26 protein-coding genes are annotated in these 21,525 nt (G+C 57.0%); 12 read left to right on the top strand and 14 right to left on the bottom strand.

Annotated elements, in window-relative coordinates; all coding sequences use genetic code 11:
- Positions 1 to 300, bottom strand: coding sequence for a 4a-hydroxytetrahydrobiopterin dehydratase (locus OXF42_01935; protein ID MCY4046856.1), 300 nt, complete (start codon positions 298 to 300; stop codon positions 1 to 3).
- Positions 301 to 389: 89 nt separating this feature from the next.
- Here OXF42_01935 and OXF42_01930 point away from each other — a divergent pair, with 89 nt between their 5' ends.
- From OXF42_01930 to OXF42_01915, 4 genes are all read left to right on the top strand, one after another.
- Positions 390 to 1,598 (top strand): thiolase family protein, encoded by a 1,209-nt coding sequence (locus tag OXF42_01930; protein ID MCY4046855.1) that lies wholly within the window; start codon positions 390 to 392, stop codon positions 1,596 to 1,598.
- A 29-nt stretch (positions 1,599 to 1,627) separates the two neighbouring features.
- Positions 1,628 to 2,050 carry an OB-fold domain-containing protein gene (locus tag OXF42_01925; protein ID MCY4046854.1) on the top strand — a complete coding sequence of 141 codons (423 nt, stop codon included), beginning with the start codon at positions 1,628 to 1,630 and terminating at the stop codon, positions 2,048 to 2,050.
- Between the two features lie 18 nt (positions 2,051 to 2,068).
- The gene (locus tag OXF42_01920; GenBank protein ID MCY4046853.1) at positions 2,069 to 2,515 is read left to right on the top strand and encodes a MaoC/PaaZ C-terminal domain-containing protein; all 447 of its coding nucleotides are present in this window, start codon (positions 2,069 to 2,071) and stop codon (positions 2,513 to 2,515) included.
- A gap of 109 nt (positions 2,516 to 2,624) precedes the next feature.
- Positions 2,625 to 3,278 carry a hypothetical protein gene (locus OXF42_01915; GenBank protein MCY4046852.1) on the top strand — a complete coding sequence of 218 codons (654 nt, stop codon included), beginning with the start codon at positions 2,625 to 2,627 and terminating at the stop codon, positions 3,276 to 3,278.
- Here the strand turns inward: OXF42_01915 and OXF42_01910 are convergent.
- From OXF42_01910 to rpmH, 6 genes are read right to left on the bottom strand one after another with little or no spacing between them, the layout of a single operon-like run.
- A complete protein-coding gene (locus OXF42_01910; protein MCY4046851.1) occupies positions 3,268 to 4,020 on the bottom strand; it encodes a Sir2 family NAD-dependent protein deacetylase in 753 nt (250 codons plus the stop codon). The genes OXF42_01915 and OXF42_01910 overlap by 11 nt on opposite strands.
- Before the next feature lie 9 nt (positions 4,021 to 4,029).
- Positions 4,030 to 4,731: a Jag N-terminal domain-containing protein gene (locus OXF42_01905; protein MCY4046850.1), complete on the bottom strand. Its 702-nt coding sequence runs from the start codon at positions 4,729 to 4,731 to the stop codon at positions 4,030 to 4,032.
- A 35-nt stretch (positions 4,732 to 4,766) separates the two neighbouring features.
- Complete coding sequence (yidC, locus tag OXF42_01900; GenBank protein MCY4046849.1) at positions 4,767 to 6,401, bottom strand: membrane protein insertase YidC; 1,635 nt, start codon at positions 6,399 to 6,401, stop codon at positions 4,767 to 4,769.
- Between the two features lie 4 nt (positions 6,402 to 6,405).
- Positions 6,406 to 6,639, bottom strand: a complete 234-nt coding sequence (gene yidD / locus OXF42_01895; protein ID MCY4046848.1) for a membrane protein insertion efficiency factor YidD — start codon at positions 6,637 to 6,639, stop codon at positions 6,406 to 6,408.
- Position 6,640: 1 nt separating this feature from the next.
- Positions 6,641 to 6,982, bottom strand: a complete 342-nt coding sequence (gene rnpA, locus OXF42_01890; GenBank protein MCY4046847.1) for a ribonuclease P protein component — start codon at positions 6,980 to 6,982, stop codon at positions 6,641 to 6,643.
- On the bottom strand, positions 6,979 to 7,128 hold the full coding sequence (gene rpmH, locus OXF42_01885) for a 50S ribosomal protein L34 (protein MCY4046846.1): 150 nt from the start codon (positions 7,126 to 7,128) through the stop codon (positions 6,979 to 6,981). Before rpmH ends, rnpA begins: the two co-directional genes overlap by 4 nt.
- 86 nt (positions 7,129 to 7,214) lie before the next feature.
- Here rpmH and OXF42_01880 point away from each other — a divergent pair, with 86 nt between their 5' ends.
- The 6 genes from OXF42_01880 to OXF42_01855 all read left to right on the top strand — a co-directional run bounded on the left by OXF42_01880 (position 7,215) and on the right by OXF42_01855 (position 12,753).
- Entirely contained in the window at positions 7,215 to 7,424 is a 210-nt protein-coding gene (locus OXF42_01880) for an OadG family protein (protein ID MCY4046845.1), read from the top strand.
- A gap of 4 nt (positions 7,425 to 7,428) precedes the next feature.
- Positions 7,429 to 9,255, top strand: coding sequence for a biotin/lipoyl-binding protein (locus OXF42_01875; protein ID MCY4046844.1), 1,827 nt, complete (start codon positions 7,429 to 7,431; stop codon positions 9,253 to 9,255).
- 209 nt (positions 9,256 to 9,464) lie between these two features.
- Positions 9,465 to 10,532 (top strand): sodium ion-translocating decarboxylase subunit beta, encoded by a 1,068-nt coding sequence (locus OXF42_01870; GenBank protein ID MCY4046843.1) that lies wholly within the window; start codon positions 9,465 to 9,467, stop codon positions 10,530 to 10,532.
- Positions 10,529 to 10,921: a DCC1-like thiol-disulfide oxidoreductase family protein gene (locus tag OXF42_01865; GenBank protein ID MCY4046842.1), complete on the top strand. Its 393-nt coding sequence runs from the start codon at positions 10,529 to 10,531 to the stop codon at positions 10,919 to 10,921. Before OXF42_01870 ends, OXF42_01865 begins: the two co-directional genes overlap by 4 nt.
- Positions 10,918 to 11,460 (top strand): redoxin family protein, encoded by a 543-nt coding sequence (locus OXF42_01860; GenBank protein ID MCY4046841.1) that lies wholly within the window; start codon positions 10,918 to 10,920, stop codon positions 11,458 to 11,460. Before OXF42_01865 ends, OXF42_01860 begins: the two co-directional genes overlap by 4 nt.
- A 465-nt stretch (positions 11,461 to 11,925) precedes the next feature.
- Positions 11,926 to 12,753: a hypothetical protein gene (locus tag OXF42_01855; GenBank protein ID MCY4046840.1), complete on the top strand. Its 828-nt coding sequence runs from the start codon at positions 11,926 to 11,928 to the stop codon at positions 12,751 to 12,753.
- 68 nt (positions 12,754 to 12,821) lie between these two features.
- On the opposite strand, the gene OXF42_01850 is transcribed toward OXF42_01855, so the two are convergent.
- The 7 genes from OXF42_01850 to aroQ are packed head-to-tail and all read right to left on the bottom strand — an operon-like array spanning position 12,822 to position 20,340.
- Positions 12,822 to 13,604 (bottom strand): hypothetical protein, encoded by a 783-nt coding sequence (locus tag OXF42_01850; protein MCY4046839.1) that lies wholly within the window; start codon positions 13,602 to 13,604, stop codon positions 12,822 to 12,824.
- Positions 13,605 to 13,608: 4 nt separating this feature from the next.
- A complete protein-coding gene (gene aroE / locus OXF42_01845) occupies positions 13,609 to 14,454 on the bottom strand; it encodes a shikimate dehydrogenase (protein MCY4046838.1) in 846 nt (281 codons plus the stop codon).
- The gene (locus OXF42_01840) at positions 14,451 to 15,383 is read right to left on the bottom strand and encodes a bifunctional riboflavin kinase/FAD synthetase (protein MCY4046837.1); all 933 of its coding nucleotides are present in this window, start codon (positions 15,381 to 15,383) and stop codon (positions 14,451 to 14,453) included. Before OXF42_01840 ends, aroE begins: the two co-directional genes overlap by 4 nt.
- Positions 15,384 to 15,385: 2 nt before the next feature.
- Entirely contained in the window at positions 15,386 to 16,843 is a 1,458-nt protein-coding gene (locus OXF42_01835) for a TrkH family potassium uptake protein (GenBank protein ID MCY4046836.1), read from the bottom strand.
- Positions 16,844 to 18,175 (bottom strand): Trk system potassium transporter TrkA, encoded by a 1,332-nt coding sequence (trkA, locus tag OXF42_01830; protein MCY4046835.1) that lies wholly within the window; start codon positions 18,173 to 18,175, stop codon positions 16,844 to 16,846.
- Between the two features lie 3 nt (positions 18,176 to 18,178).
- On the bottom strand, positions 18,179 to 19,900 hold the full coding sequence (recJ, locus tag OXF42_01825; GenBank protein ID MCY4046834.1) for a single-stranded-DNA-specific exonuclease RecJ: 1,722 nt from the start codon (positions 19,898 to 19,900) through the stop codon (positions 18,179 to 18,181).
- Positions 19,897 to 20,340, bottom strand: a complete 444-nt coding sequence (gene aroQ, locus OXF42_01820; GenBank protein ID MCY4046833.1) for a type II 3-dehydroquinate dehydratase — start codon at positions 20,338 to 20,340, stop codon at positions 19,897 to 19,899. The genes recJ and aroQ overlap by 4 nt, the downstream gene beginning before the upstream one ends.
- A 175-nt stretch (positions 20,341 to 20,515) precedes the next feature.
- Between aroQ and OXF42_01815 the strand changes: the two genes are divergently transcribed.
- Entirely contained in the window at positions 20,516 to 21,130 is a 615-nt protein-coding gene (locus OXF42_01815; GenBank protein ID MCY4046832.1) for a hypothetical protein, read from the top strand.
- A 10-nt stretch (positions 21,131 to 21,140) separates the two neighbouring features.
- On the top strand, positions 21,141 to 21,524 hold the full coding sequence (locus OXF42_01810; GenBank protein MCY4046831.1) for a hypothetical protein: 384 nt from the start codon (positions 21,141 to 21,143) through the stop codon (positions 21,522 to 21,524).
- Position 21,525 lies beyond the last annotated feature (1 nt).

Here is a 21,525-nt window from a genome sequence, read left to right as displayed (position 1 = left end):
TCACTTCATTTCCTCAGCCAGTTCTGAAACCTTCTTCGCGAGCGCGAAGTCCTTTTTTGTTACTCCCCCCTCGCTGTGGGTGGAGAGGGTGATTCTGACCCGCTTCCAGCCGTGCATCAGGATGTCCGGGTGGTGGTCGGCCTTTTCGGCCTCAAGCCCCGCGCGGACAACAAACGCGAGAGCCACAGAGAAGTTTGCAAACGTAAAGTCCGCGCGTATGGTGCTTTTCCCCGCCTTCCAGGCGCCGCCCGGCAGCTTTGCCGCCCTCTTGCGTATCTCTTCCGGTTTTAGAACAGCCATTTACTTTGTTGCCCCCTTGTGTTTGACACGGGACGCTTCCGGTTGTAGTATAAGCGTCCGCTTATTCAAAACAAGGGGGAGTAACTTCAATGAGTGCGGAACTTGGCATGAAAGAGGCGCGAGAGCTTCTTAAGAAACACAAAATCGTTATCGCCGGAGTCGGCGAGACCGATCAGGGGAAGATTCCCGACAAAAGTTCATTTCATTTCCTTTCGGAGGCGTCAAAACTGGCAATAGAGGACGCCGGAATCAAAAAGACCGATGTTGACGGCCTCGTAACGGCGTTTTCTCTTGTGGAGCAGACCTTTATGCACTGCACCACTTTTGCCGACTACTTCGGCATGAATCCGAAATTCTTTTCTTCCATAGCGGTCGGCGGCTCAACCGCCGTCTGGATGGCCGCCGAGGCGGCAATGGCAATCGCCTCCGGGCAGGCCGATGTCGTCCTCTGCGTCAGGGGAGACAACACGCTTTCGGGAATATCCTCTTCGGGAATGGTCGCCCTTATAAGGGAGATGTGCCATGCGGAGTTTGAGTTTCCCTACGGGCTTACCACTCCGGGCGGATACGCGCTTGCCGCGCAGAGGTATCTGCACGAATACGGCAACAGCAGGGAGCACCTTGCCGCGGTTGCCACAACCATGAGAAAACACGCGGCGGACAAAGAGAACGCGATGAACAAAGACCCGCTCACCATTGAGGAGGTTATGGGTTCGCGCGTCATCGCCGAGCCGCTCACTAAATACGACTGCTCCATCATCTCCGACGGCGGATGCGCCTTTATCCTCACCACCGAGGAAAAGGCGAAAGAACTCGGCATAGACAACAACCTTGCCTACCTCTGGGGAATGGGACAGGGCTACTCGCACCAGTATCTGACCACGCTCCATGACCTCGGGCAGATATACTCCGCGGTCAAAACCTCGGGCGACAAGGCGTTCGGCACTGCCGGAATCAGCGCCGGTGATGTTGATGTGGCGTTCCTTTACGATTGCTTCACCATCACGGTTCTGCTTGAACTTGAGGGCCTCGGATTTGTAAAACCCGGAGAGGGGGGGCCGTTCGCGCTTGAGGGAAGGATGGAACGCGGCAAGGACCTGCCGGTCAACACGCACGGGGGGCTTCTCTCCCAGGCGCATCTGGGGGCCATGCACCATGTGGTTGAGGCAACCCTCCAGCTTCGCGGCGGGGCCGGAAAACGGCAGGTTGACGGCGCGGAGGTCGCGCTTGTTCACGGCAACGGCGGCATAGTTTCCGCCCACAGCACCATTGTTCTCGGCAACCAGCCGCTGAACTGAAAGAGCAGACAATCAGGAGGATATGAAAAATGGCTGAAGGAAAATACGCAAAACCGCTTCCGGAGTTCAGGCCGGAAACAAAGCCGTTCTGGGACGGCTGCAAACAGCACAGCCTTATGCTGCCCCGCTCAAAGCAGAGCGGCGAATTCTTCTTTTACCCGAGGGCTTTCTCCCCGGGGGATGACATGAGCGCCGACATTGAATGGGTAAAGTCTCCGGGAAGGGGCAGGGTGTGGACGTTTTCCATCCACCACATGGGCCCCACAAAGGCCTACAAGGAGGACGGCGCGTATGTCGTGGCGCTTGTGGAACTTGACGAAGGCGTGAAGATGATGACAAACATTGTTGAGTGCGATGTTAACGACGTGAAGATAGGAATGGAGGTTGAAGTCGTTTTTGATGACGTGACGGAAGAGGTAACGCTTCCGAAGTTTCGTCCGGTTTCGGCTTGAGCGCGGGAGGATAAGAGAATGTCAAAGATTTTTTACGAAGACATAGAGGTCGGCGAGGAGCATGAGAGCACCGGCAGGACTGTTACCGAGGCCGATGTTGTAAACTTTGCCGGGCTTTCCGCGGACTTCAACAACATGCACATAGACGAGGAGTTTGCAAAAAAGACGGTTTTCAAAACGCGGGTGGCGCACGGGCTTTGTGTCCTCTCCATATCTTCGGGGCTCTGGTTCACGATGCCGAGGCTTGCCACCATTGCGTTTATGGGACTTGAAGACTGGCGTTTTTCCGGAGCGGTCAAGTTTGGCGACACCGTAAGGATAAAGCGCAAACTCGCGGAGAAACGCGAGCACAAGAGACCCGAAATGGGCTTCCTCATCTGGGAACTTGAGGTTCTCAATCAGAGTGATGAGGTTGTTCAGAAGGGCAGGTGGGTGATACTTGTTCAGAGAAAGAAAGCGGCCTGAGGCGCAAATTCCTCTTGTTTAACGGCGACTTATTGTTTAATATGGGTCGCGGGGAGGACTGCATTTCCAAGTTGGCAGGTCCATTTAGCTTCGTAGGAGGGCTATAGTAATGAAGAGAGTTTTACTTTCTGTGGCTTTTATGTTGTCGGCGGCCTTTGCCGTCGCGACCCCGTCAATCGGGGCGGAGGGAGGTCACAGCGTGCTTGAAGATGGCGCGAACATCGTCACAAAGTTTATCTCAAGAGAGTACGGTGGCGAACTGGATGACGATTCAACCGCAAAACGGTTGCAGGGTTTTCAGGTGGACACCCGACTGTTTCAGGGCGAGCACTGGGTGTTTGTAACCGAGACGGCATACTCACAGGGGTCACGCAACAGTCTCAAGACGTGGGTTTTTGACACGGCGGCAAAGGCCGTTGCCTACAAGCAGGTAACGCCGCACGCCAAGCTGTTCATCGCTCCCACAATGGGCATCGTCACCTCAAGGGTGCGGACGGAGACTGACAGAAATAAACGGGAGACCGAACTTTCCTGGGGAGGGGAGGCGGGAGCCGAATTCTCTCAGGGACGGCTTTCACTGTTGCTTTCCGGCTCATACCGCTCCATTGAGGAGCTCAGTGACGGCATGGCGGTTGACGGGGTTGTGAACATTTCCCTTTCAAACAAGGTGTTTCTCACGGCGGGCATCGGTTACGACTGGGGCCCCCATGCGGTAAGGTTTCAAACCGGTATCGGTCTCCGCCCGAACGGCTTCAGTTACTGACACTCAGCATATCGCCGACCGCAGCGGCAAACAGGGAGATATTTTCCCTGACCACAAGGTCGGCGTATTCATCGTAGGGCGTTTCCGTCCGGTTCAGGATTATGAGTTTCGCTCCGGCGCGGAGCGCTGTTTGCGGCAGCATGCTTGCGGGCGTTACAACCAGAGACGACCCGGCCACTATAAGGACGCCCGCCTCTTCAACCGCCTTTACGGCTTCATTCCAGGGCTCTGAGGGAAGCGGCTCGCCGAAGAAAACCGCGTCCGGTTTCAGAACGCCGCCGCACTTGCACACGGGGGCGGACTCGCCCTTTTTAACCCTTTCCATCACCTCGTCCATCGGCGTTGCGCCGCCGCACGCAAGGCACACCGTCCGCCTGATTGAGCCGTGAAGTTCGCGCACCACCCGCGACCCGGCCTCGTGGTGAAGGCCGTCCACATTCTGCGTGATGACGCCGTTTGTCAGCCCGCGCCGCTCAAGTTCGGCAAACAGCAGATGACCCGCATTCGGCTTTGCCGTGCTGCGCACGGGATGCAGTTCCAGAGCGTATGAGTAGTAGGCGGCGGGGTTTTGCATAAACCCGTCCAGAGACACCACGGACTGGTCCATTTTCTCCCACATTCCCTCGCCGGGAGACCGGTAGTCCGGTATGCCGGACTCCGTGCTTACGCCCGCTCCCGTGAGAACCGCCGCCGGAGCGGCGGCGGTTATTGTTTCAAGGAACTGCCCTGCCTTGTCGCGCACGGCGTGGGGCTACTTTGCGTCCGGCAGGAAGGTTATTTTCTTGGCGTTGCCGTCCTCTTTGGTCTCAAATTTTATTCCTTCCATGTCCTTGACCGCCGTGTAGACAACCTTTCTCTCGTAAGCCTGCATTCTGTGGAAAGTGAACGGCCTTCCGGATTCAATCACCTTTCTCGCCGCTTCGGTCGCCTTTCTCTCAAGCTCCTTTTCCCGTTCCCGTTTGTAGCCGTTGATGTCAATTGAGATCCTCTTGCCGCGGTTGGGCTGTTTGCCGGTTTTTGCGGACACTATCCTTGCCACCACGTACTCAAGACTCCTGAGCGTTTCGCCGTATTTGCCTATCAGAAGCCCCTGAGACTCTTCCACTTTGAGGTCAACCTCAACCGCCGAGTCCGTTTCGGACACCTTCACTTTGTGGGCGATGCCCATAATGTCTAAAATGCCCTTGACCGCCTCTTCGGCCTCGGCGGGCACTTTTTCGGAATGTACGGGGGGCCCGCCGGTATCCCGGCCTTCGCCGGGGCGTCCGCCTCCGCCGCCTCCGCGCCTGAGCCGGACGCTCACCTTTGCCTTTCTGCCGCCTATTCCCAGAATTCCGCGCGAGGGCTCGCGCAGCACTTCAACCTCAACCTCCTCTCTCTGAACGCCCAGTTCAATCAGGGCCTCTTCAATCGCCTCTTCCGTTGTGGGCGCTTCTTTTTCCGTCTCTCTCATGACAACTTTTCCTCCTTGTTTTTATTTCCCGCCGCTCACCCGCTCCGGTTTATATATACCTGTTGCGCCACGCTCAGCAGGTTGCTCGCCGTCCAGTAGAGAACCAGACCGGACGGAAAGTCCCACATTATGAACGTGAATACAACGGGCATAAATTGCATTATTTTCGCCTGCATGGCGGCTGTGTCGCCCGCGGCGGGGGTTGGCGTAAGTTTTGTTGAGAACCACCACGAAATCCCCATTGCCAGCGGAAGTATCCTGAACGGCACGGGTGTCCACGGTATGTTGAACAGGTTTTCGGGCGCGGACAGGTCGTCTATCCAGAGAAATGAACTGTGCCGCAGGTCTATTGAGTAAAGCAGCCCGTAGTAAAGCGCTATGAAGACCGGCACTTGAGCCAGCATCGGCAGGCATCCGCCGAGGCTGCTCAGGGGGTTGATTCCGTGGCTTGTGTAAAGCCTCATCATCTCTTCGTTCTGGCGTTTCTTGTCGCCCTTGAACTTCTCCTTGAGGGCGTCCAGTTTGGGCTTGATTCTCTCCATCTTTTTCTGCATGTCCTTCATTGACCTCATTCCCCGTATGGAGAGGGGCAGGAACAGCAGCCGGAATACCAGCGTTATTACAAGTATGGAGATTCCGTAGTTGTTAAAGAAGCGGTCGGTGTATTTCAGAACCCGCACCGCCAGTTTGGAGAGCGTTCCGAACCATCCGTAGTCAATCGCGTTTTCAAATCCGTAGCCCGCGCCTCTGAGCAGGCTTTCGCGCTTGGGCCCCATATACGCCTTCCACCTGCGCACGGACACCCCGCCCGGCGGAACGGAAAATCTTCCGTAGGAAAAACGGGTTTTTACCATGTTCCCGCCCGCCCTGCCGGTGTGAACCTCGGTCAACTCCCCGGACTCCGGAAGGGCGGCGAGTATGAAGTATTTTTTTGAAAATCCCAGCCAGTCCACTCTTCCCGAAAGCGTCTGTCCGGCGTCGTCCGCGCCGTTGAACTGTTTTCTCTCCCCCGCCACGGACAGGACAAGCGCTTCGGCGGGGCCGTAAGAGCCCTGTTTCACTTCGCCGTTCTGCAGGAAATGGGAGGCGTATTCAAACGTCCGCCCGGAAGTGTTGGTTATCTCATACCTGCCGCCTATGATGTAGGTGTCCGGCGAAAACGACAACTTTTTGACCACCCGGACGCCGCCGCTCCGGTAGGTGAGCGCAACCTCCCTTGCAAGCCCCTCAACCCTGACGGTTTGCTCCCCGTCGTATTTGAACGGCGCGGCTTTTGTTCCGTCCTCAAAAGAGAGCGCGGCCTCGGGCGCGGTTGACTGGTCTGAAATCAGGTTAAGCGGCGGTGAGCCGGGCTCCGGGCTCTCGCGATAATGTTTGAGCACCCACGAGGTTATCTCTCCGCTTCCGGTGTCAACGCGCGCGGTGTAGAGCGGCGTGTCAATCTCCACGAACTCTCCCGGCGGGCGGGAGTCGTGAGCCCAGAGGTCCGTCCCGCGAACGGGTTCGGAGGGAGCGGGGGTGCGGTTTTGGGTTTTCTCCGGCGCGGCGGTCTCCTCCTTTGCCGCGGGAGCGGCCCCCGGCGGCGGGAACATCTTTGAGTATCCGAAGATGACCCCTATGGCCAGAACCGCAAAAACTATGTAGTTGAAAGTGAGATTGTCGTCCCGCATGGTGTTACTTCGCCGGTTTTACGGGGTCGTAGCCGCCCCGGCTGAGGGGGTGGCATCTTGCGATTCTTCCAAGCGCCATAAAGCCGCCGGTTTTGAGGCCGTGGGTTTTCAGCGCGTCCGCCGCATATTGCGAACAACTCGGATGAAACCGGCAGTGAGGCCCCAGAAGGGGCGAGACCGCCGTCCTGTAAACCTCCACAAGAAAGACCGCGAACCTGACCGCCGCGCGCGCCGCCATATCAGTTCTCCCCGCCCACCAGTCCGAGAAGCTCGCCGCTGACTGCCGGGAAGGGGAGGTTTGACGAGTCGTTCTTTGCCATGAATACGACGTCGTTTGAACCGAATCTCTGTTTGTTCAGCCTGAAGACTTCCCTGAAACGGCGCTTGATTTTATTCCTTGAGACCGCCGAGGGAACATTTTTTTTCGCCACTATCTGCCCGATTCGCGCGAATCCGAACCCGTTTTCCGCCGTGGCAACGGAGAAATTGCGGGAGGAGAACCTCCTGCCTTTTCTCAGGACGCGCACATAGTCGGTTTTTTCCATCAGTTTTTCTCTTTTGCGGAGTCTGCCGCCGCTCATTTTGACCGGAACTGGACGGTCAAAATGCGTCTGCCCTTGTCCATTCTTCTTTTCAAAACGCGACGCCCGCCCACCGTGGCCATCCTTGCCCGGAAGCCGTGGACTCTCACCGCCTTTTTCCTGTGAGGTTGAAAAGTTCTTTTCATAACAGAATGCCTCAACACTACCACATGGCGGAGCGCGGTCAAGTTGACAAAGCGTCCCGTTGCTGTTAAATCAAAGGGGAAATTCCATGATTGTTGAAGGGCTCAAACTGATGCTGGCGGGGATGTTTGTGGTTTACGTCTTTCTGGCGGCTTTGCTTTTAATGATAAAAATTTCAGAGCGATTCTTCGGCGGAGAAGAGTCGCCCGCGCCGCAGCCCCCTTCCGGGGCGGACACCGGCCGGGTTGCCGCCGTCATATCGGCCGCAGTTTCCCTCCACATGTCGCAAAAGGGTTAAGACCATGAAGAAAATACTGTTTCAGGACACATCTTTCAGGGACGGCTTTCAGTCTTTCTTCGGGGCGCGGGTGCTGACCGAAGACTTTATTCCGGCGGTTGAGGCCGCCGCCCGCGCGGGAATCACGCACTTTGAGGCGGGAGGAGGGGCAAGGTTTCAGAGTCTCTTCCTTTACTGCGGGGAGTCCGCGTTTGACATGATGGACAGGTTCAGGGCCGCCGCCGGTCCGGACGCCAACCTCCAGACCCTTGCCAGAGGCATCAATGTGGTCGCCCTTTCGGCGCAGCCCAAGGACATGATTGACCTTCACGCGCGCATGTTCAAAAAGCACGGCATAACGCACATACGCAACTTTGACGCCCTCAACGACGTGAGAAACCTTGAGTATTCCGCCCGTTGCATAGCGGATGCGGGCCTCCACCATCAGGTCGTGGTAACGATGATGGAGCTTCCCCCCGGATGCGAGGGCGCTCATGACTCCGCTTTTTACATATCCAAGGTCCGCGAAATACTTGACAGCGGCCTTCCGTTTGACTCCATCTGCTTCAAAGACGCTTCGGGGACATCAAACCCGCGCAAGGTCTACGATACGGTGAAGGGCACGAGGGAGATTGTCGGCGGCGACACCGTGCTGTGGGTTCACACTCATGAGACCGCCGCGCAGGGGGTGGCGCAATACACCGCCGCGATAGAGGCCGGTTGCGATGGAATATGCGTGTCCAGAGCCCCGGTTTCGGGCGGCACGGCGCAGCCCGACATCATTTCCATGTGCAACGCGCTCAAGGGGACGGACTACACCCTTGATGTTGACCCTGAAAAAATCCTTGAGGCGAATGCGGTTTTCAAGGAGTGCATGAAAGACTACTACTTTCCGCCGGAGGCGCTTGGAATTTCGTCCGAGGTGCTGCTCTCCCCCATGCCGGGCGGCGCGCTGACCGCCAACACCATGATGATGCGCGACACCAACACGCTTGACCTTTATCCGAAGGTTATAGAGGCGATGTCGGAATGTGTGGCAAAGGGCGGGTTCGGAACTTCGGTAACGCCGGTTTCGCAGTTTTACTTTCAGCAGGCGTTTGCCAATGTGACGCAGGGCAAGTGGAACAAGATAACGGACGGATACGGCAACATGGTTCTCGGGTATTTTGGCCGCACGCCCGTCCCGCCCGACCCTGAAGTGGTGAAGATAGCCGAAGAGCAGATGGGCAAGTCCCGCTTCAGCGGCGACCCGCTTGAAATCATAGAGCCCGGCATTCCCGCCGCCACACAGACACTTGAAAAAGAGGGGCTTCCCGTAAACGAGGAGAACATCTTCATAGTGGGGGCGCTTGCCACTCCGGGCGGCAACAAGGGGCTTGATTTCTTAAAAGGCGACTTTTCCGTAAATGTGAGAAAGGGCGAAAGCGCCGCCCCGCAGGGGGGCAAAGACGCGGGCAAGGCTCCGGACGCTTTTACGGCGACCATTGACGGCAAAAACTACGCCGTGCGCGTCGGCAGAAAGGGAGACGATTTCTCCGTGAATGTTGACGGCAGGGACTACTCGGTAAGCATAGGCGGCGGGGGCGACCGGGAGCCCGCCGCTCAGAAGCAGGCGCCTTCGGGCGGCGGAAGCACCGTGCCCCTTGAGGCGTCCGTTCCCGGAAATGTTTACAAGGTTTCCGTTTCAGCCGGAGACAGGGTTGAGGAAAACCAGCCCCTTCTTGTGCTTGAGGCGATGAAGATGGAAACGCCCGTGGTCGCCCCGTGCTCCGGCGTTGTGGAGTCCGTTGAGGTGAGCGCGGGTGATGTTGTTGAAGCCGGGCAGGTTTTGCTGACAATCGCCCCCGGATGATCTCGGTGTCGCGGATGAGAAAACTGTTGCTGTTCACGGCGGCGCTTGCCGCAACCGTATTTTTTGTTTACCCCGCCTTTGCGTCCGGAGCCGGGGGCGCGGAACTTCCCTCTCTCGGAGAGATATTCAAAAATCTTGCCGGGGAGACGGGAGTGAGCGGATTTTTCTCCTACGAATCGTCATGGACGGAGGGCCCCGGGCGGCTGGTGATGGTTGCCGTGGGCTTTTTGCTTCTGTATCTCGGCATCTCCAAGGGTTTTGAGCCGCTTCTGCTGGTTACCATCGGCTTCGGGTGCGTGCTTTCAAACATTCCGCTTTCGGGCATCAACGAGGCGGGCGGCATACTTCACTACGTCTATGAGGCGGGAATAAAGACGGGCATATTCCCGCTTATCATCTTCATGGGGGTCGGCGCGCTTACGGACTTCGGGCCCCTTCTCGCCAATCCCAAGACCATACTTCTGGGCGTGGCGGCGCAGTTCGGCATCTTTGCGACCCTGATTGGCGCGCTCGCGCTCACTCAGGTTGTGGACGGCATAAACTTTTCGTTTGCAGACGCCGCGTCAATCGGCATCATAGGCGGCGCGGACGGCCCCACGGCGATATACGTTTCGTCTCAACTCTCGCCCCGGCTTCTGGGGGCCATTTCAGTCGCCGCTTACTCCTATATGGCGCTTGTTCCGCTTATTCAGCCGCCGATAATGAAGGCTCTGACCACCAAAGAGGAGAGGATGATAAGGATGAAGCAGCTCAGGCCGGTCGGCAAAAAGGAGAAGATTCTCTTCCCGCTCACCGCAGTCGCTCTGTGCGCGCTTTTTCTTCCCTCGGCGGCTCCGCTTATCGGGTTTTTTATGTTCGGCAACCTGATGAAGGAGTGCGGCGTTGTTGACCGCCTCTCGGACACGGCGAAAAACGCCCTGATAAATATAACAACCATCTTTCTCGGTCTCGGTGTCGGCTCCAAACTTTCGGCGGAGGAGTTTTTGACGATTGAAACCATAGGGATACTTCTGCTCGGAATAGTGGCTTTCTGCATCGGGACGGCGGCGGGCGTCTTAAAGGCGAAGATGCTCAACCTGTTTTCCTCAAACAAAATCAATCCGCTTATCGGCTCAGCGGGCGTGTCCGCCGTGCCGATGGCGGCGAGGGTGTCTCAGGAAGTGGGCGCGAGGGAAGACCCTCAAAACGTGCTTTTGATGCACGCGATGGGCCCCAATGTGGCGGGGGTTCTCGGCTCTGCGGTCGCGGCGGGAATACTGCTCGCGGTGTTTTCTTGAACCGCCCGATAGTTTTTTTTGACGGTGTTTGCGGTCTTTGCGACGGGTTTGTCAGATTTGTTCTGAAAAGAGACCGTGAAAAAAAGTTCCTTTTCTCCCCACTGCAAGGGAAAACTGCGGAGCGTTTTGCTCAAATCCCCGCCGGTGCGCGCGGTAGGGTCATAGTTCTTGCGGAGGGGCAAAAGGTTTTCTTCGGCTCGGATGCGGTTATAAAAACGGTCGCGGGGCTGGGCGGCCTGTGGCGGCTTGCGGGTGTTTTAAGTTATATTCCCCGCCGCGCGAGGGATTTTATTTACGGTCAGGTGGCGGCGAGGCGTTACGTGTGGTTCGGCAGGTTTGACTCTCCGGTTTTGCCTCCCGGCGGATTTTCGGACAGGTTTCTTCCGTGAAGATTGTAAAGACATTCAAAATTGCCGTTGTCGCCGCGATTTGCGTCCTTGTGTTTGCGCGGGAGGCGGAGGGCGGCTTTGTTTACATGCGGCTTCCCGAATTTACCTCGGCGGGCGGGGGCGAGTGGATAAACTCCGCGCCGCTTAAAAAAGCCGACCTTGCGGGCGGAGTAACGCTTGTTTACTTCTGGGCTTTTGACTGCTGGAATTCCTACCGCTCTTTTCCGTGGCTTCACGCGCTTGAGGAGCGTTTCTCCGGAAAGGATTTCCGCGTGGTGGGGATACACACGCCTGAGTTTGAGCATGAGAAAAGCCGCAGGAATCTGGAAAGGAAAGTGAAGGAGTTCGGGGTAACACATCCCGTTATGATGGACAACAGTTTTTCATACTGGAAAAGAATGAAAAACCGCTACTGGCCCGCGTTTTATCTTGTGGACAGGGAGGGTGTTGTGGTTTACAGAATGATAGGGGAGACCCATCCGGGGCAGGAAAAGGCGGAGCGGTTTGAAGAGGTTGCGGACGCGCTGGTCAATCGCTGATGAAAACATTTGGAATTATAAAGGAGAATTGGAAAACTCAGAAAGCAAGATAGATTGATGTTGCTATGACCCGAAAGACTGAAAACATTGGACTTGCTCCAGCTGATCTTGATGGTAATAGCAAAGGTAAGAGTGAGCACTTAGGAGGAAAGATATGACATTAGAAAAATGGGAGCGAGAGGATGAAAATCGCAAAGAGCACCAAGATTGGGGGAGAATCCTTGCTGGCTGTTTCTTACTGATTGTGATGGTAGTATTTGCTGGACAGTCCCTAGTTAACCGTATAAAAGTGTCTGATATGAGGAGTACTTTGTGTGGTGGGATAACAGACCCCCTTATGTCTGGTCGTTGTAAGAAGGCAGTTGGAAGAGAGTATCGCTCTTGCTCTGGCGACTCTTTGAACAAAAGAGAAAAAACTGCTTGTGTTAAACAAGCAATGCGGAGAGACGGGTGGAAATGGAGCAAATGACTGAAGCCGAGCGGATACCCGACAGGTTTATTGAGAAATACTTTCCCACGCCAAAAGAGTGGGAGCGGTGTGTTGTTGATACCGGAGTATCGCCGAGGTCGCCCGGTGAAGCGGAGGCGGTCAAACGCTTTCTGTCCTTGAATAATGCATGGGCTTGTGCTTATGGCAATTCAAATAGTTTAGATTTTGATGTTGCCAGTTTAGAGACTTGGTATTGGTCTGACAGCACAATCAGGTCTGTGATGGCTATGGATTTAAGATTTCCCGACACCTACGGGAAAATTGGACTGCCGCCCGATATTGGACAGGGCATTCACCTGTTCAATGTTCCAGAAGAAGGGGTGCGCCTTCCCTCGGCGCTGATAATTACCGGCGGGGAGGTATTCAATATAGCAGTGACAATAGGAACAAGAGATAATGGTGAGGAGGGGACTGTCATATTCTGGCAGAAATCGCCTGATACTACTGAGGCATTCATGCTTGCCGCCAATATGCTGTGCTTCCTGAAGCAACGATTGGTTGTTACAGAAAAGGTCAAAGGTCTCTCTCGCCCTGACCGCAAGCGAATTGGCAAAGACAGCCCTGACAGTAAGGTGGAAGTCAATACCGTCCGATGGCGGCGCGGTGTTTATAATGGTCGGAGAGATGACCGCATAGTGGGGACGGACTTTCACTTCCCCGTTGTCGGGCATTTTCGCTGGCAGTGGTATTCCTCTGCCAAAGAATATAGGCGGATATGGATTGACGGATATTTCAAGGGCGATGTAACGAAACCTTTGAAAACCAGCAATCCTGTTCCAAAGGTCAACAAGGTAACTATCTAACAGATGAAGAAGGTTTGACTTGCGGTATCAACTTTCCTTTGTAATTCCCAAAGTTTTCCCTGCCAATTTTAATTCTCCATCTCCGATTTCTCGTCAGGGTTTTGCTTTCCGCTTCTGTTAATCGCTTCCGCAATCTCCGCCCATTTTGCATTCAGATATTTCAGACCCGATTCGGCTTGCTCAAAATCCCCGCTCCCGATACCGGCGATAATTCTTTTCAGGTCGCTTACAGAGTTTTCATTCTTCATTGAATCCTGAGTTATGTGGGAGCATATCTCCCCGTAGTTCAAAACAATTTCCCCTCCGGCGTCAAATCCGCGCAGCCACGCGTTCATTTCGGAAAGCCTTTCGGGCAAGTCTTTAATCCTCGCCAGTTCGGGATATTTTGAGACGCTTTCCTCAAGATTTTTCAAAGCGCCGCGAGCCGCCTCAATCCTTTCCATCGCGGTTGCGATGTTTTCCACATAATAGATTGAATCGTGATGGACTGCCCCGAAGCCCGTATGGGTGTAGAAAAAATCGCGCTTTTCCCCGTCAAATGCGGCAAGCCACTCAAAAGGGATGAAGTTTTCGCAGGAAACAATGCCGAGCGTTGCGGGGTCGTCTATGCGGCATATCAGATGGCCGCCGTCCCCTCTTGTGAAAAAACAGTCCCGGACTTCTTCCGCCTTTATTTCCAGAGACGCCGCAAGGGCGCGCCTGAACTCATCGTATTCCGCGCCCCACCACACCGACTTCGGACCGGCGGGCCTGTCCCAGAACTTTTCATAAAAATTTATGTATCGCTTCCAGTATTCGCCGTCCGGAACTTTGTCCGCCGGTTCGTAAACCATCATGGAACACTTTGCCATTTTTTCATCCGCCGCCGAGGGCTTTTCTCATCACCTCAAGCGGAGCGCGCGCGCCCGTCCATATCTCAAACGATTTCGCCCCCTGATAAAGCAGCATGTCAATTCCCGACTCCGCTTTTATGCCGAGTTCCCTCGCCGCCGCCACAAGAGGCGTTACGCGGGGCTTGTAAACAAGGTCGTAAACCCCGAAACGCCCCCCGAACCTCTCAAGCGGCAGCGCGAGCGGCGCGTTTCCCTCCATTCCGGCGGACGAGCAGTTTATCACTATGTCCGCCTCCGCCATAAACCGCTCCGTCTCCGCGCCCGAAAGCCCGCAGGTCTCAATCCGTGTCCGGGGAAACTTTCCGGCGAATTCGCCGCCGAGAGACTCCGCCTTTTCCGCAGTCCTGTTGCAGATGAAAACACTCGCCGCGCCTTTCATGCACAGCCCCGGCACAAGAGCCCCGGCGGCGCCCCCCGCCCCGACCACCAGCGCCTTTCCGCCCTCCGGGCTGAAACCCATCACTTCGCGCAGCGCGGTGAGCGCCCCCTCCGTGTCCGTGTTGTATCCGGAAAGCCTTCCCCCCTCATTCTTTACCGTGTTCACCGCGCCCGCGAGTTGCGCTTCGGGCGACAGGAAGTCCATCTCCGGTATAAAAGCCCGCTTGTGCGGAACGGTTATGTTGACGCCCGAAAGCGGCAGGGAACGTATTTTTTCAACCGCCGCCCTTATCTCTCCGGGGGCGATGTCGTAGGCGTCATAGCGGCAGTTCATGCCGAGGGCTTTGAACGCGGCGTTGTGCATGACGGGGCTGCGGCTCTGGGAGACCGGGTGGCCGAATATGCCGAACAGCGCCGTCTTTCCGCTCAAAGCCCGCCGCCCCCGCCGCAGTTTTTCAAAATGACGCGGACGCGCCCGATGTCCTTTTCTATCTGACGGGAAAGTTCATCGCCCGAGGCGAATTTTTTCTCATCCCTGACTCTTTCAACGAACTCCACCACCGCCTGTCTGCCGTAGAAATCCCCCCCGGTGTCAAGCAGGTGGCTTTCAATGACGGTTGCGCCGCCGCCGAACGTGGGCCTGCTTCCCACATTGCTTATGCTGGGGCGGCTTCCCGCGCCCTCAACGGCGGTCAAAGTGGCGTAAACGCCCGGCTTTGGCAGCATCTCCCAGTCGGTTTGAAGGTTGACGGTCGGAAACCCTATCTCCCTTCCGCGCTTTTCCCCCTGAGCCACAACCCCCCTGATGTGGTAGCGGTATCCCAGCATGCGGGACGCCTCCTCCATGCGCCCGCCGAGCACAAACTCCCGTATTGCCGTGCTGCTTACGCGCCCGCCGCCCTCCATCGCGGGCTCAATAACCACGGTTTCAAAACCGAACCTCTCTCCGAGCGTCTTCAGCATTTCCACATCGCCCCGCCTCCTGTTGCCGAAACCAAAGCGCGGCCCCACGACTATCGCCTTCATGCCCGCCCCGTCAACCATCACCTCCTTTATGAACCGCTCCGGAGAGAGTAGGGACAACTCCTTTGTGAATTCAAGTTTTACCGCCATGTCAACGCCGGTTTCCTCAAGCAGGCGCAGCCTCTCGCCGAACGGCATGAGCAGGCGGACGGAACGGTCCCGGACAATTTTCTGCGGATGCGGGTAAAACGTTACCGCGCACGACTGCGCCCCGTGTTCAAGCGCCTTGCTTTTGAGCGCGGAGATGATCTTCCGGTGTCCCCGGTGGACTCCGTCAAAATTGCCCAGAGCGACCGCGGCTTTCATGCCCGCGGGGAAAGTTTCGTAAAACTTCAAACCTATCTTCTCCAGAAATCCGGCATGAACAGAACCAGTATCGTATAAAGTTCAAGTCTGCCCGTTACCATAAGCAAAGACAAAATCCCCTTGGCGGAGTCCGGAAGCGCGGCGTAGTTCTCCGCGGGCCCCACCGAGCCCAGTCCGGGACCGACATTTCCCACCGAGGCGACTGCGGCGGAAAACGCCGTCAGAAGAGACACGTCCGCCGCCGCCGCGACAAGCCCCGTTCCCAGCAGCGCCGCCGCCGCATAGAGGATCAGAAATCCGGCAATGTTTGAAACCGCCGCGCTGTCCACCTTCTTGCCGTCAAACCTCACCGGCGACACAAGGTTGGGATAAACCAGTTTTCTCAGTTCGTGGCGGCAGCTGCCGAGCATCACTATTATCCTTGACTGCTTCACCGCCCCCGTAGTTGAGCCCGAACACCCGCCCGTTATCATCAGGCACACCAGCACAAGGGTTGACAGCGCGGGCCACGCGCCGAAATCATCCGAACTGAAACCCGTTCCCGTTCCGATGGACACCACCTGAAAAACGGCTCGCCGGAAAGACTCGCCAAAGTCGCCGAACACCCCCGTTCCCGACAGGTTGAACGACACAATCAGGGTCGCCGCCGTCAGAAACAGAAAATAAAACCGCAACTCCGTCCCCCGCAGCGCGTCGCGTATCCGCCCTTTGATTATTGAGTAGTGAACCACAAAATTGACTCCCGCAATGAACATAAACACGGTGATGACGCCCTCTATCATAGGGCTTGAATATGAGCCGATGCTTGCGTTTTTTGTTGAAAAGCCGCCCGTTGACATCGTGCTGAACGAGTGGGCTATGGAGTCAAACACGGACATTCCCGACAACTTCAGCAGCACGGCAAGCAGAACGGAAAGCCCCACGTAAACAAGCCATATATGTTTTGCCGTCTCCGCTATTCTCGGCGTGAGCCGCTCGGTTGAGGGTCCCGGCGCCTCAAGCGCCATAAGCCGCCCCCCTCCCACGGACAGGCGCGGCAGAACCGCGATGGCGAGAACGACAATTCCCATCCCCCCCAGCCACTGGGTCATGTTTCTCCACAGCAGTATGCCGTGCGGAAGGGCTTCTATGTCCGCGATAACGCTCGCGCCGGTGGTGGTGAACCCCGCAGTTGACTCAAAGAGCGCGTCCACCGGGTTTGGGAACACCCCGTAAAGCAGATACGGGAGGCTGCCGAGTATGCTCGCCGCTATCCAGAAAAGGGTCGCTATAAGGAAGCCGTCTTTTCTGCCTATCTCATCGGTCTTTTCCGCGCCCCGCGTGAGCCGGACGAGCCCGAAACCGAGGGCAAACGTGATTGCCGCCGAACCGGTGAGCGCGGGCAGGTCTCCGCCGCCGTAGACAAGCGGCCCGGCGGCCGGAAGAAGCATCAGCAGTCCGAGTATCCTGATGAAACTGCCGAGGATGTTGAGGCAGAACTTTACATTCACCTACGATATCGCCTTCTCAACTTTCTTTACCGCTTCGGGAAGGGTGAACACTATCACCTTGTCTCCCGCCTGCGGAGTGAAGTTGCCCTTGGGGATTATGGTTTCGTTGTCCCGGACGCACGCCCCCACTATGCAGCCTTCGGGCAGGTCTGCCTCCTTGAGCGGCTTGCCGAGTATTGCGGAGTCTTCGCCCACGGAAAACTCCAGTATTTCGCCGCGCCCCTCCTCAAGAAGGGTGGTGCGCGCGGGCCCGCCGAGGTCAAGCATCCCCAGAATTTCGTTCACAACCGATATGCGCACACTCACCGTGGTGTCTATCCCGACGGTTTCAAGCACATCCACATAGTCCGGTTTGGTGTAGAGCACTATGCTCCTCTTGACCCCGAGCCGCCGCGCCAGAAGGGAACTCAGAATGTTTTCGCTGTCATCCCCGGTGAGCGCTATCAGGTAGTCCGCCGCGTCCACGCCGGCCTCTTTCTGTATCTTGACATCGGTCGCGTCCCCGCTGAGCACCATAACGCCCGGCGCTTCGTCCGCGAGTTCCGCCGCCCTCTTCGGGTCGCTTTCCACCACCTTGACGGAGACGCCGCTCTTGTGAAGGGAGCGCGCCGTGAGTGTTCCGAGCCGCCCCGCGCCGATGATGACAACGGTTGTGGAGCCGGTGTCATCCGCAAGCCCCATCGCGCCGGTCAGGCTGTCCAGCATGGAGGAGTCGCCGAGGGCGTAAACGCTGTCCCCCTCCATAAGAACGGTGTCTCCGGACGGGATAAGCATCTCGCCCTGGCGCGCCACGCCCACAAATATCCACGGGGAGGTCTCAAGCTGCTTAAGGGGAGTTCCCAGCATCTTTGCCCCGGCGGCCACCCTGAGTTTGAACAACTCCACCTTTCCGTCCGCTATCTCCTGTTTGCTCCACGCAAAGTGGGATTCCGTCACCGTGTCGTAAATGTTGTTTGAGATTATCTCGCCCGGATTGATTATGGACACCCCGTATTTTCTGAGGGTGTTCATATAGGCGGTGTATTCGGGGTTTCTCACCTTCGCCACCACGTTGGCGACGCCCTGAATGGCCGCCGTGGCGGCGCACAGAATGTTGGTTTTGTCATCCCCCGAAACGGCCAGAACCACATCGGAGTCCGCAACGCCCGCCCGCTCCATCACGCCCGGCTCGCTCGCGTCCCCCTCAATGCAAAGTATGTCAAGCCTGTCTTTGATAAGACGGGCTCTCTCCCGCTCCGTTTCAACGAGAACCACGTCGTGCCTTTGCTGCGAGAGATCTTCGGCAAGCAGCGTTCCCACCTGCCCGCCGCCGATTACGGTTACCCTCTTCACGGGTTACATCTCCTCCAGATCCTCAACTCTCAGCGCCACGAACTCCCGGTCGCGCCACCTTCTTACCTCCGGCGTGACAACCATGTTCACTTCATCCTCCGGCGCTCTTCCGCCACGCCCGGCGGCGTTCCACCACATCGCCTCAATCGTCTCCTCCCCACCTCCCCGCCCGATAGCCAGTTTCAGGTGAACGTCCCTCATAATTTCGTGCGAAACCACCACCGCGCCCTCAACAAGAAAAACGGGGGTGGGATTTCCGCTCCCGAACGGGCCGAGGGTCTCAACCTGTTTTACCATTTCAACCGAGAGGTCGGCAACGCTCACTTTTGCGTCTATCTCCAGAGTTCTTCCGGGTTTCGCCTCCGGCGCGGCGGATGCCCTGACATATTCGTCAAAGGCGTCTCTGAAGGCATCTATGTTTTTGTTGGAAACCGTTATTCCCGCCGCCATGGCGTGCCCGCCGTATTCGCTCAGCGCGCCGCCGCACGTTTTAAGCGCCTCGTGGAGGTTAACGCCCGCAACGGTTCTGCCCGAGCCCTTGCCGACGCCGTATTTGCCTATGGCGATGGTGAACACCGGCTTTGAGTATCTTTCAACCAGTTTTGAGGCGAGCGGCCCGATGATGCCCGGATGCCAGTCCTTGGAGGCGAGAACCACGCACGCACGCTCCGCATTTGCGGGGTCGTCCTCAATCATTGACAGCGCCTCTTCCAGCGCCTCGCCCTCAAGCCGCTGGCGGTCTCTGTTCTGCTCGTCCAGCCGCCGCGCCATTTTTGCCGCGCTCTTTGAACTCTCGCACAGCAGCAGGTCAACGGCGGTTTCCGGCTCGCCGATTCTTCCGGCGGCGTTTATGCGCGGCCCCATGCGAAACCCTATGTCGCTTGAAGTCGGCGGCCAGTTTATCCGGCTCACCCTTTTGAGCGCCTCTATCCCCGGCCTGTCGGACACCACCATTCTCCTGAGGCCCTCTTTGACCATTATCCTGTTCACGCCCTCAAGCGGCACTCTGTCCGTAACCGTGCCGATGGCGACCAGATCCAGATACCGCGCCATGTTCGGCTCTTCCCTGCTGTCAAAGAAGCCGTTTTCCCTCAGGCGCGCCCTCAGGGCGAGGGCAAGGTTGAACGCCACTCCCACGCCGGCGATGTTTTTCGCCGGATAGCGGCAGTCGGGCAGTTTCGGGTTTACAATCGCCACCGCGTCCGGAAGGGTGTCGCCCGGAAGGTGGTGGTCTGTAATGATGAAGTCTATGCCACTCTGTTTTGCCGTCTTCACTTCGCGGACGGCGCTTATGCCGCAGTCGGTTGACACTATAAGGGTCGCGCCCTTCCGCCCCAGTTCCTCCACCGCCCTGTCGTTTACGCCGTATCCGTCCCGTATTCTGTGCGGCGCGAAGTAAATGGCTTCAACGCCGAGCGCTCTCAGAAAATCGCACAAAAGGGAGGTTGCCGTCACGCCGTCCGCGTCATAGTCGCCGTAAACCGCCACCGTTTCGCCGCCCTCCACCGCTTTTACCATCCGCGCGACCGCCTCCTCCATTCCCGCCATCAGGAACGGGCTGGGAAGGTCAACAAAACTGCTTTTGAAAAATTCCTCCGCTTTCTCGTCCGTGTCTATCCCTCTGTTGATGAGCAGTTGCCCCACAATGGATTTCATTTTCAACTCTTTTGCCAGTTCCGCGCTGCGTTCGGGAAACTGCTCTTTGATAAGCCAGTTGTCTTTCATTTGCCTTTTACCAGATGCCCCACCAGCCCGCGCAGGCCGAGGAGGTAGCTTTCCGGGCCGAAGCCCGACACCACGCCCTCCGCCACGGGAGACACAAAAGAGGTGTGCCTGAACTCCTCTCTTTTGTGGATGTTTGATATGTGAACTTCAACGGTCGGGATGCCGACCGACAGTATGGCGTCTCTTACGGCGACGCTTGTGTGCGTGTAGGCGGCGGGGTTGATGAGGATTCCGTCAACCCGCCCGAGCGCGCCCTGTATCGCGCCCACAATGCCGCCCTCGGAATCGCTCTGAAAGAACTCAAGGGAAACATCCTTCCGTCCCGCCGCCTCTTCGGATAGAAGGGCGTTGATGTCGTCAAGCGTGCGGCTTCCGTATATTTCGGGCTCTCTTTTGCCGAGAAGGCCCAGATTGGGCCCGTGTATTACAAGTATGTTCATTGGTTTCGGGCGCCGGATGTCCGGCGGCTTCTTCCTTTCCCCGAATTGTGCGCCATACCGCGCTCCATTTCAAGACTAAAATCCCGTTTGCATAGTTTCGCCCATGCTGTAGAGTTAGCCCCCGCCTTACAGGGACGGGAACAAAACCGAGTATCACGGAGGAGAAAGGGAAGTCATGAAAGTAGTAAAGAAAACCCCGGAGTTCATCATTTACAAACGCGCGGACGGTCGCTACGCCGTCAGAACCGCCCGCCGCAAGCGGCCGGTCAACGGACGGGACAAGATAAAAATTCTGGTTGAGGAGGGGCTGCTCAATGTGCCCGTTCCGCCCGAACCGAAGAAGGAAGAGCCGAAAACCGAAGCGCCCGCCGGTGAAGCCGCCGCCGAAGGGGTGAAGGATGAGAAATCCGCAGAGCCTCCCGCCGAAGCGAAGGAAGAGGCAAAGGCGGAGGAGAAGCCCTCCGAACCCGCGCCCGCCAAAGAGGTGAAGGAAGAGCCGAAAGCGGAAGAGAAACCCGCAGAGAAGCTGAAAGAGGAAGCGCCCCCTGCGGAGCAAACCGCCCCAGCAGAAGAAGTGAAGGAAGAGCCGAAGGCGGAGGAGAAACCCGCAGAGGAGAAGCCGAAAGAGGAAGCGCCCCCTGCGGAGCAAGCCGCTCCCGCAGAAGAAGTGAAGGAAGAGCCGAAGGCGGAGGAGAAACCCGCAGAGGAGAAGCCGGAGCAGTCTGAAAGCCCGGAAGAAAAGGCGGACGCTCCCGCACAAGAGCCGCCCTCCGAAGAGAGCAAAGAGTAATCCGCGCGCCATGGAAGACATTGCCGGAAAGTGGGAACTTGAAGGGTTTCCGGTCGGCGGGGACGGGAAGGAAAAGAGGGGTCTGCACAGGCTCATACTTGAGCGGAGCGGGGAGCGGATATCCGGAGAGTCTTACTACTTAATAGACCCGGCAACGGGGGAGGAAAACCCCGACCCTTCAAAGAGTCTTTCAAAGATCACCGGGGAGATAGTTCCCCGTCCGGCGAACGCGCCTGAAAACTCAAAGAATCTTGTCAGAATCAAAAGAGAAACAAACGCGGGCAACCTGACCGCCCTGTTTTTCGGCGTTATTGAAAGTGAAGACCGCATTCGCGGGTATTTTGTCAATACGTTCGGCAGGGGAGGGAGGTTTGAGATGAGGCGGACGGGGTGAA

The organism is Candidatus Dadabacteria bacterium (assembly GCA_026708565.1).
Taxonomy (GTDB): Bacteria; Desulfobacterota_D; UBA1144; order Nemesobacterales; family Mycalebacteriaceae; genus Mycalebacterium.
This window is presented reverse-complemented; position numbering and strand designations above follow the sequence as displayed.

Bases quoted from the DNA above. Each gene is read 5' to 3' on its own strand.
- OXF42_01930 (MCY4046855.1), top strand. From the start codon at position 390: ATGAGTGCGGAACTTGGCATGAAAGAGGCGCGAGAGCTTCTTAAGAAA.
- OXF42_01850 (MCY4046839.1), bottom strand. From the start codon at position 13,604: ATGGCAAAGTGTTCCATGATGGTTTACGAACCGGCGGACAAAGTTCCG.
- OXF42_01875 (MCY4046844.1), top strand. From the start codon at position 7,429: ATGAAGAAAATACTGTTTCAGGACACATCTTTCAGGGACGGCTTTCAG.
- rpmH (MCY4046846.1), bottom strand. From the start codon at position 7,128: ATGAAAAGAACTTTTCAACCTCACAGGAAAAAGGCGGTGAGAGTCCAC.
- OXF42_01925 (MCY4046854.1), top strand. From the start codon at position 1,628: ATGGCTGAAGGAAAATACGCAAAACCGCTTCCGGAGTTCAGGCCGGAA.
- OXF42_01920 (MCY4046853.1), top strand. From the start codon at position 2,069: ATGTCAAAGATTTTTTACGAAGACATAGAGGTCGGCGAGGAGCATGAG.
- OXF42_01915 (MCY4046852.1), top strand. From the start codon at position 2,625: ATGAAGAGAGTTTTACTTTCTGTGGCTTTTATGTTGTCGGCGGCCTTT.
- OXF42_01905 (MCY4046850.1), bottom strand. From the start codon at position 4,731: ATGAGAGAGACGGAAAAAGAAGCGCCCACAACGGAAGAGGCGATTGAA.
- OXF42_01815 (MCY4046832.1), top strand. From the start codon at position 20,516: ATGAAAGTAGTAAAGAAAACCCCGGAGTTCATCATTTACAAACGCGCG.
- aroQ (MCY4046833.1), bottom strand. From the start codon at position 20,340: ATGAACATACTTGTAATACACGGGCCCAATCTGGGCCTTCTCGGCAAA.
- recJ (MCY4046834.1), bottom strand. From the start codon at position 19,900: ATGAAAGACAACTGGCTTATCAAAGAGCAGTTTCCCGAACGCAGCGCG.
- OXF42_01810 (MCY4046831.1), top strand. From the start codon at position 21,141: ATGGAAGACATTGCCGGAAAGTGGGAACTTGAAGGGTTTCCGGTCGGC.
- OXF42_01880 (MCY4046845.1), top strand. From the start codon at position 7,215: ATGATTGTTGAAGGGCTCAAACTGATGCTGGCGGGGATGTTTGTGGTT.
- yidD (MCY4046848.1), bottom strand. From the start codon at position 6,639: ATGGCGGCGCGCGCGGCGGTCAGGTTCGCGGTCTTTCTTGTGGAGGTT.
- yidC (MCY4046849.1), bottom strand. From the start codon at position 6,401: ATGCGGGACGACAATCTCACTTTCAACTACATAGTTTTTGCGGTTCTG.
- OXF42_01935 (MCY4046856.1), bottom strand. From the start codon at position 300: ATGGCTGTTCTAAAACCGGAAGAGATACGCAAGAGGGCGGCAAAGCTG.
- rnpA (MCY4046847.1), bottom strand. From the start codon at position 6,982: ATGAGCGGCGGCAGACTCCGCAAAAGAGAAAAACTGATGGAAAAAACC.
- OXF42_01855 (MCY4046840.1), top strand. From the start codon at position 11,926: ATGACTGAAGCCGAGCGGATACCCGACAGGTTTATTGAGAAATACTTT.
- OXF42_01870 (MCY4046843.1), top strand. From the start codon at position 9,465: ATGGTTGCCGTGGGCTTTTTGCTTCTGTATCTCGGCATCTCCAAGGGT.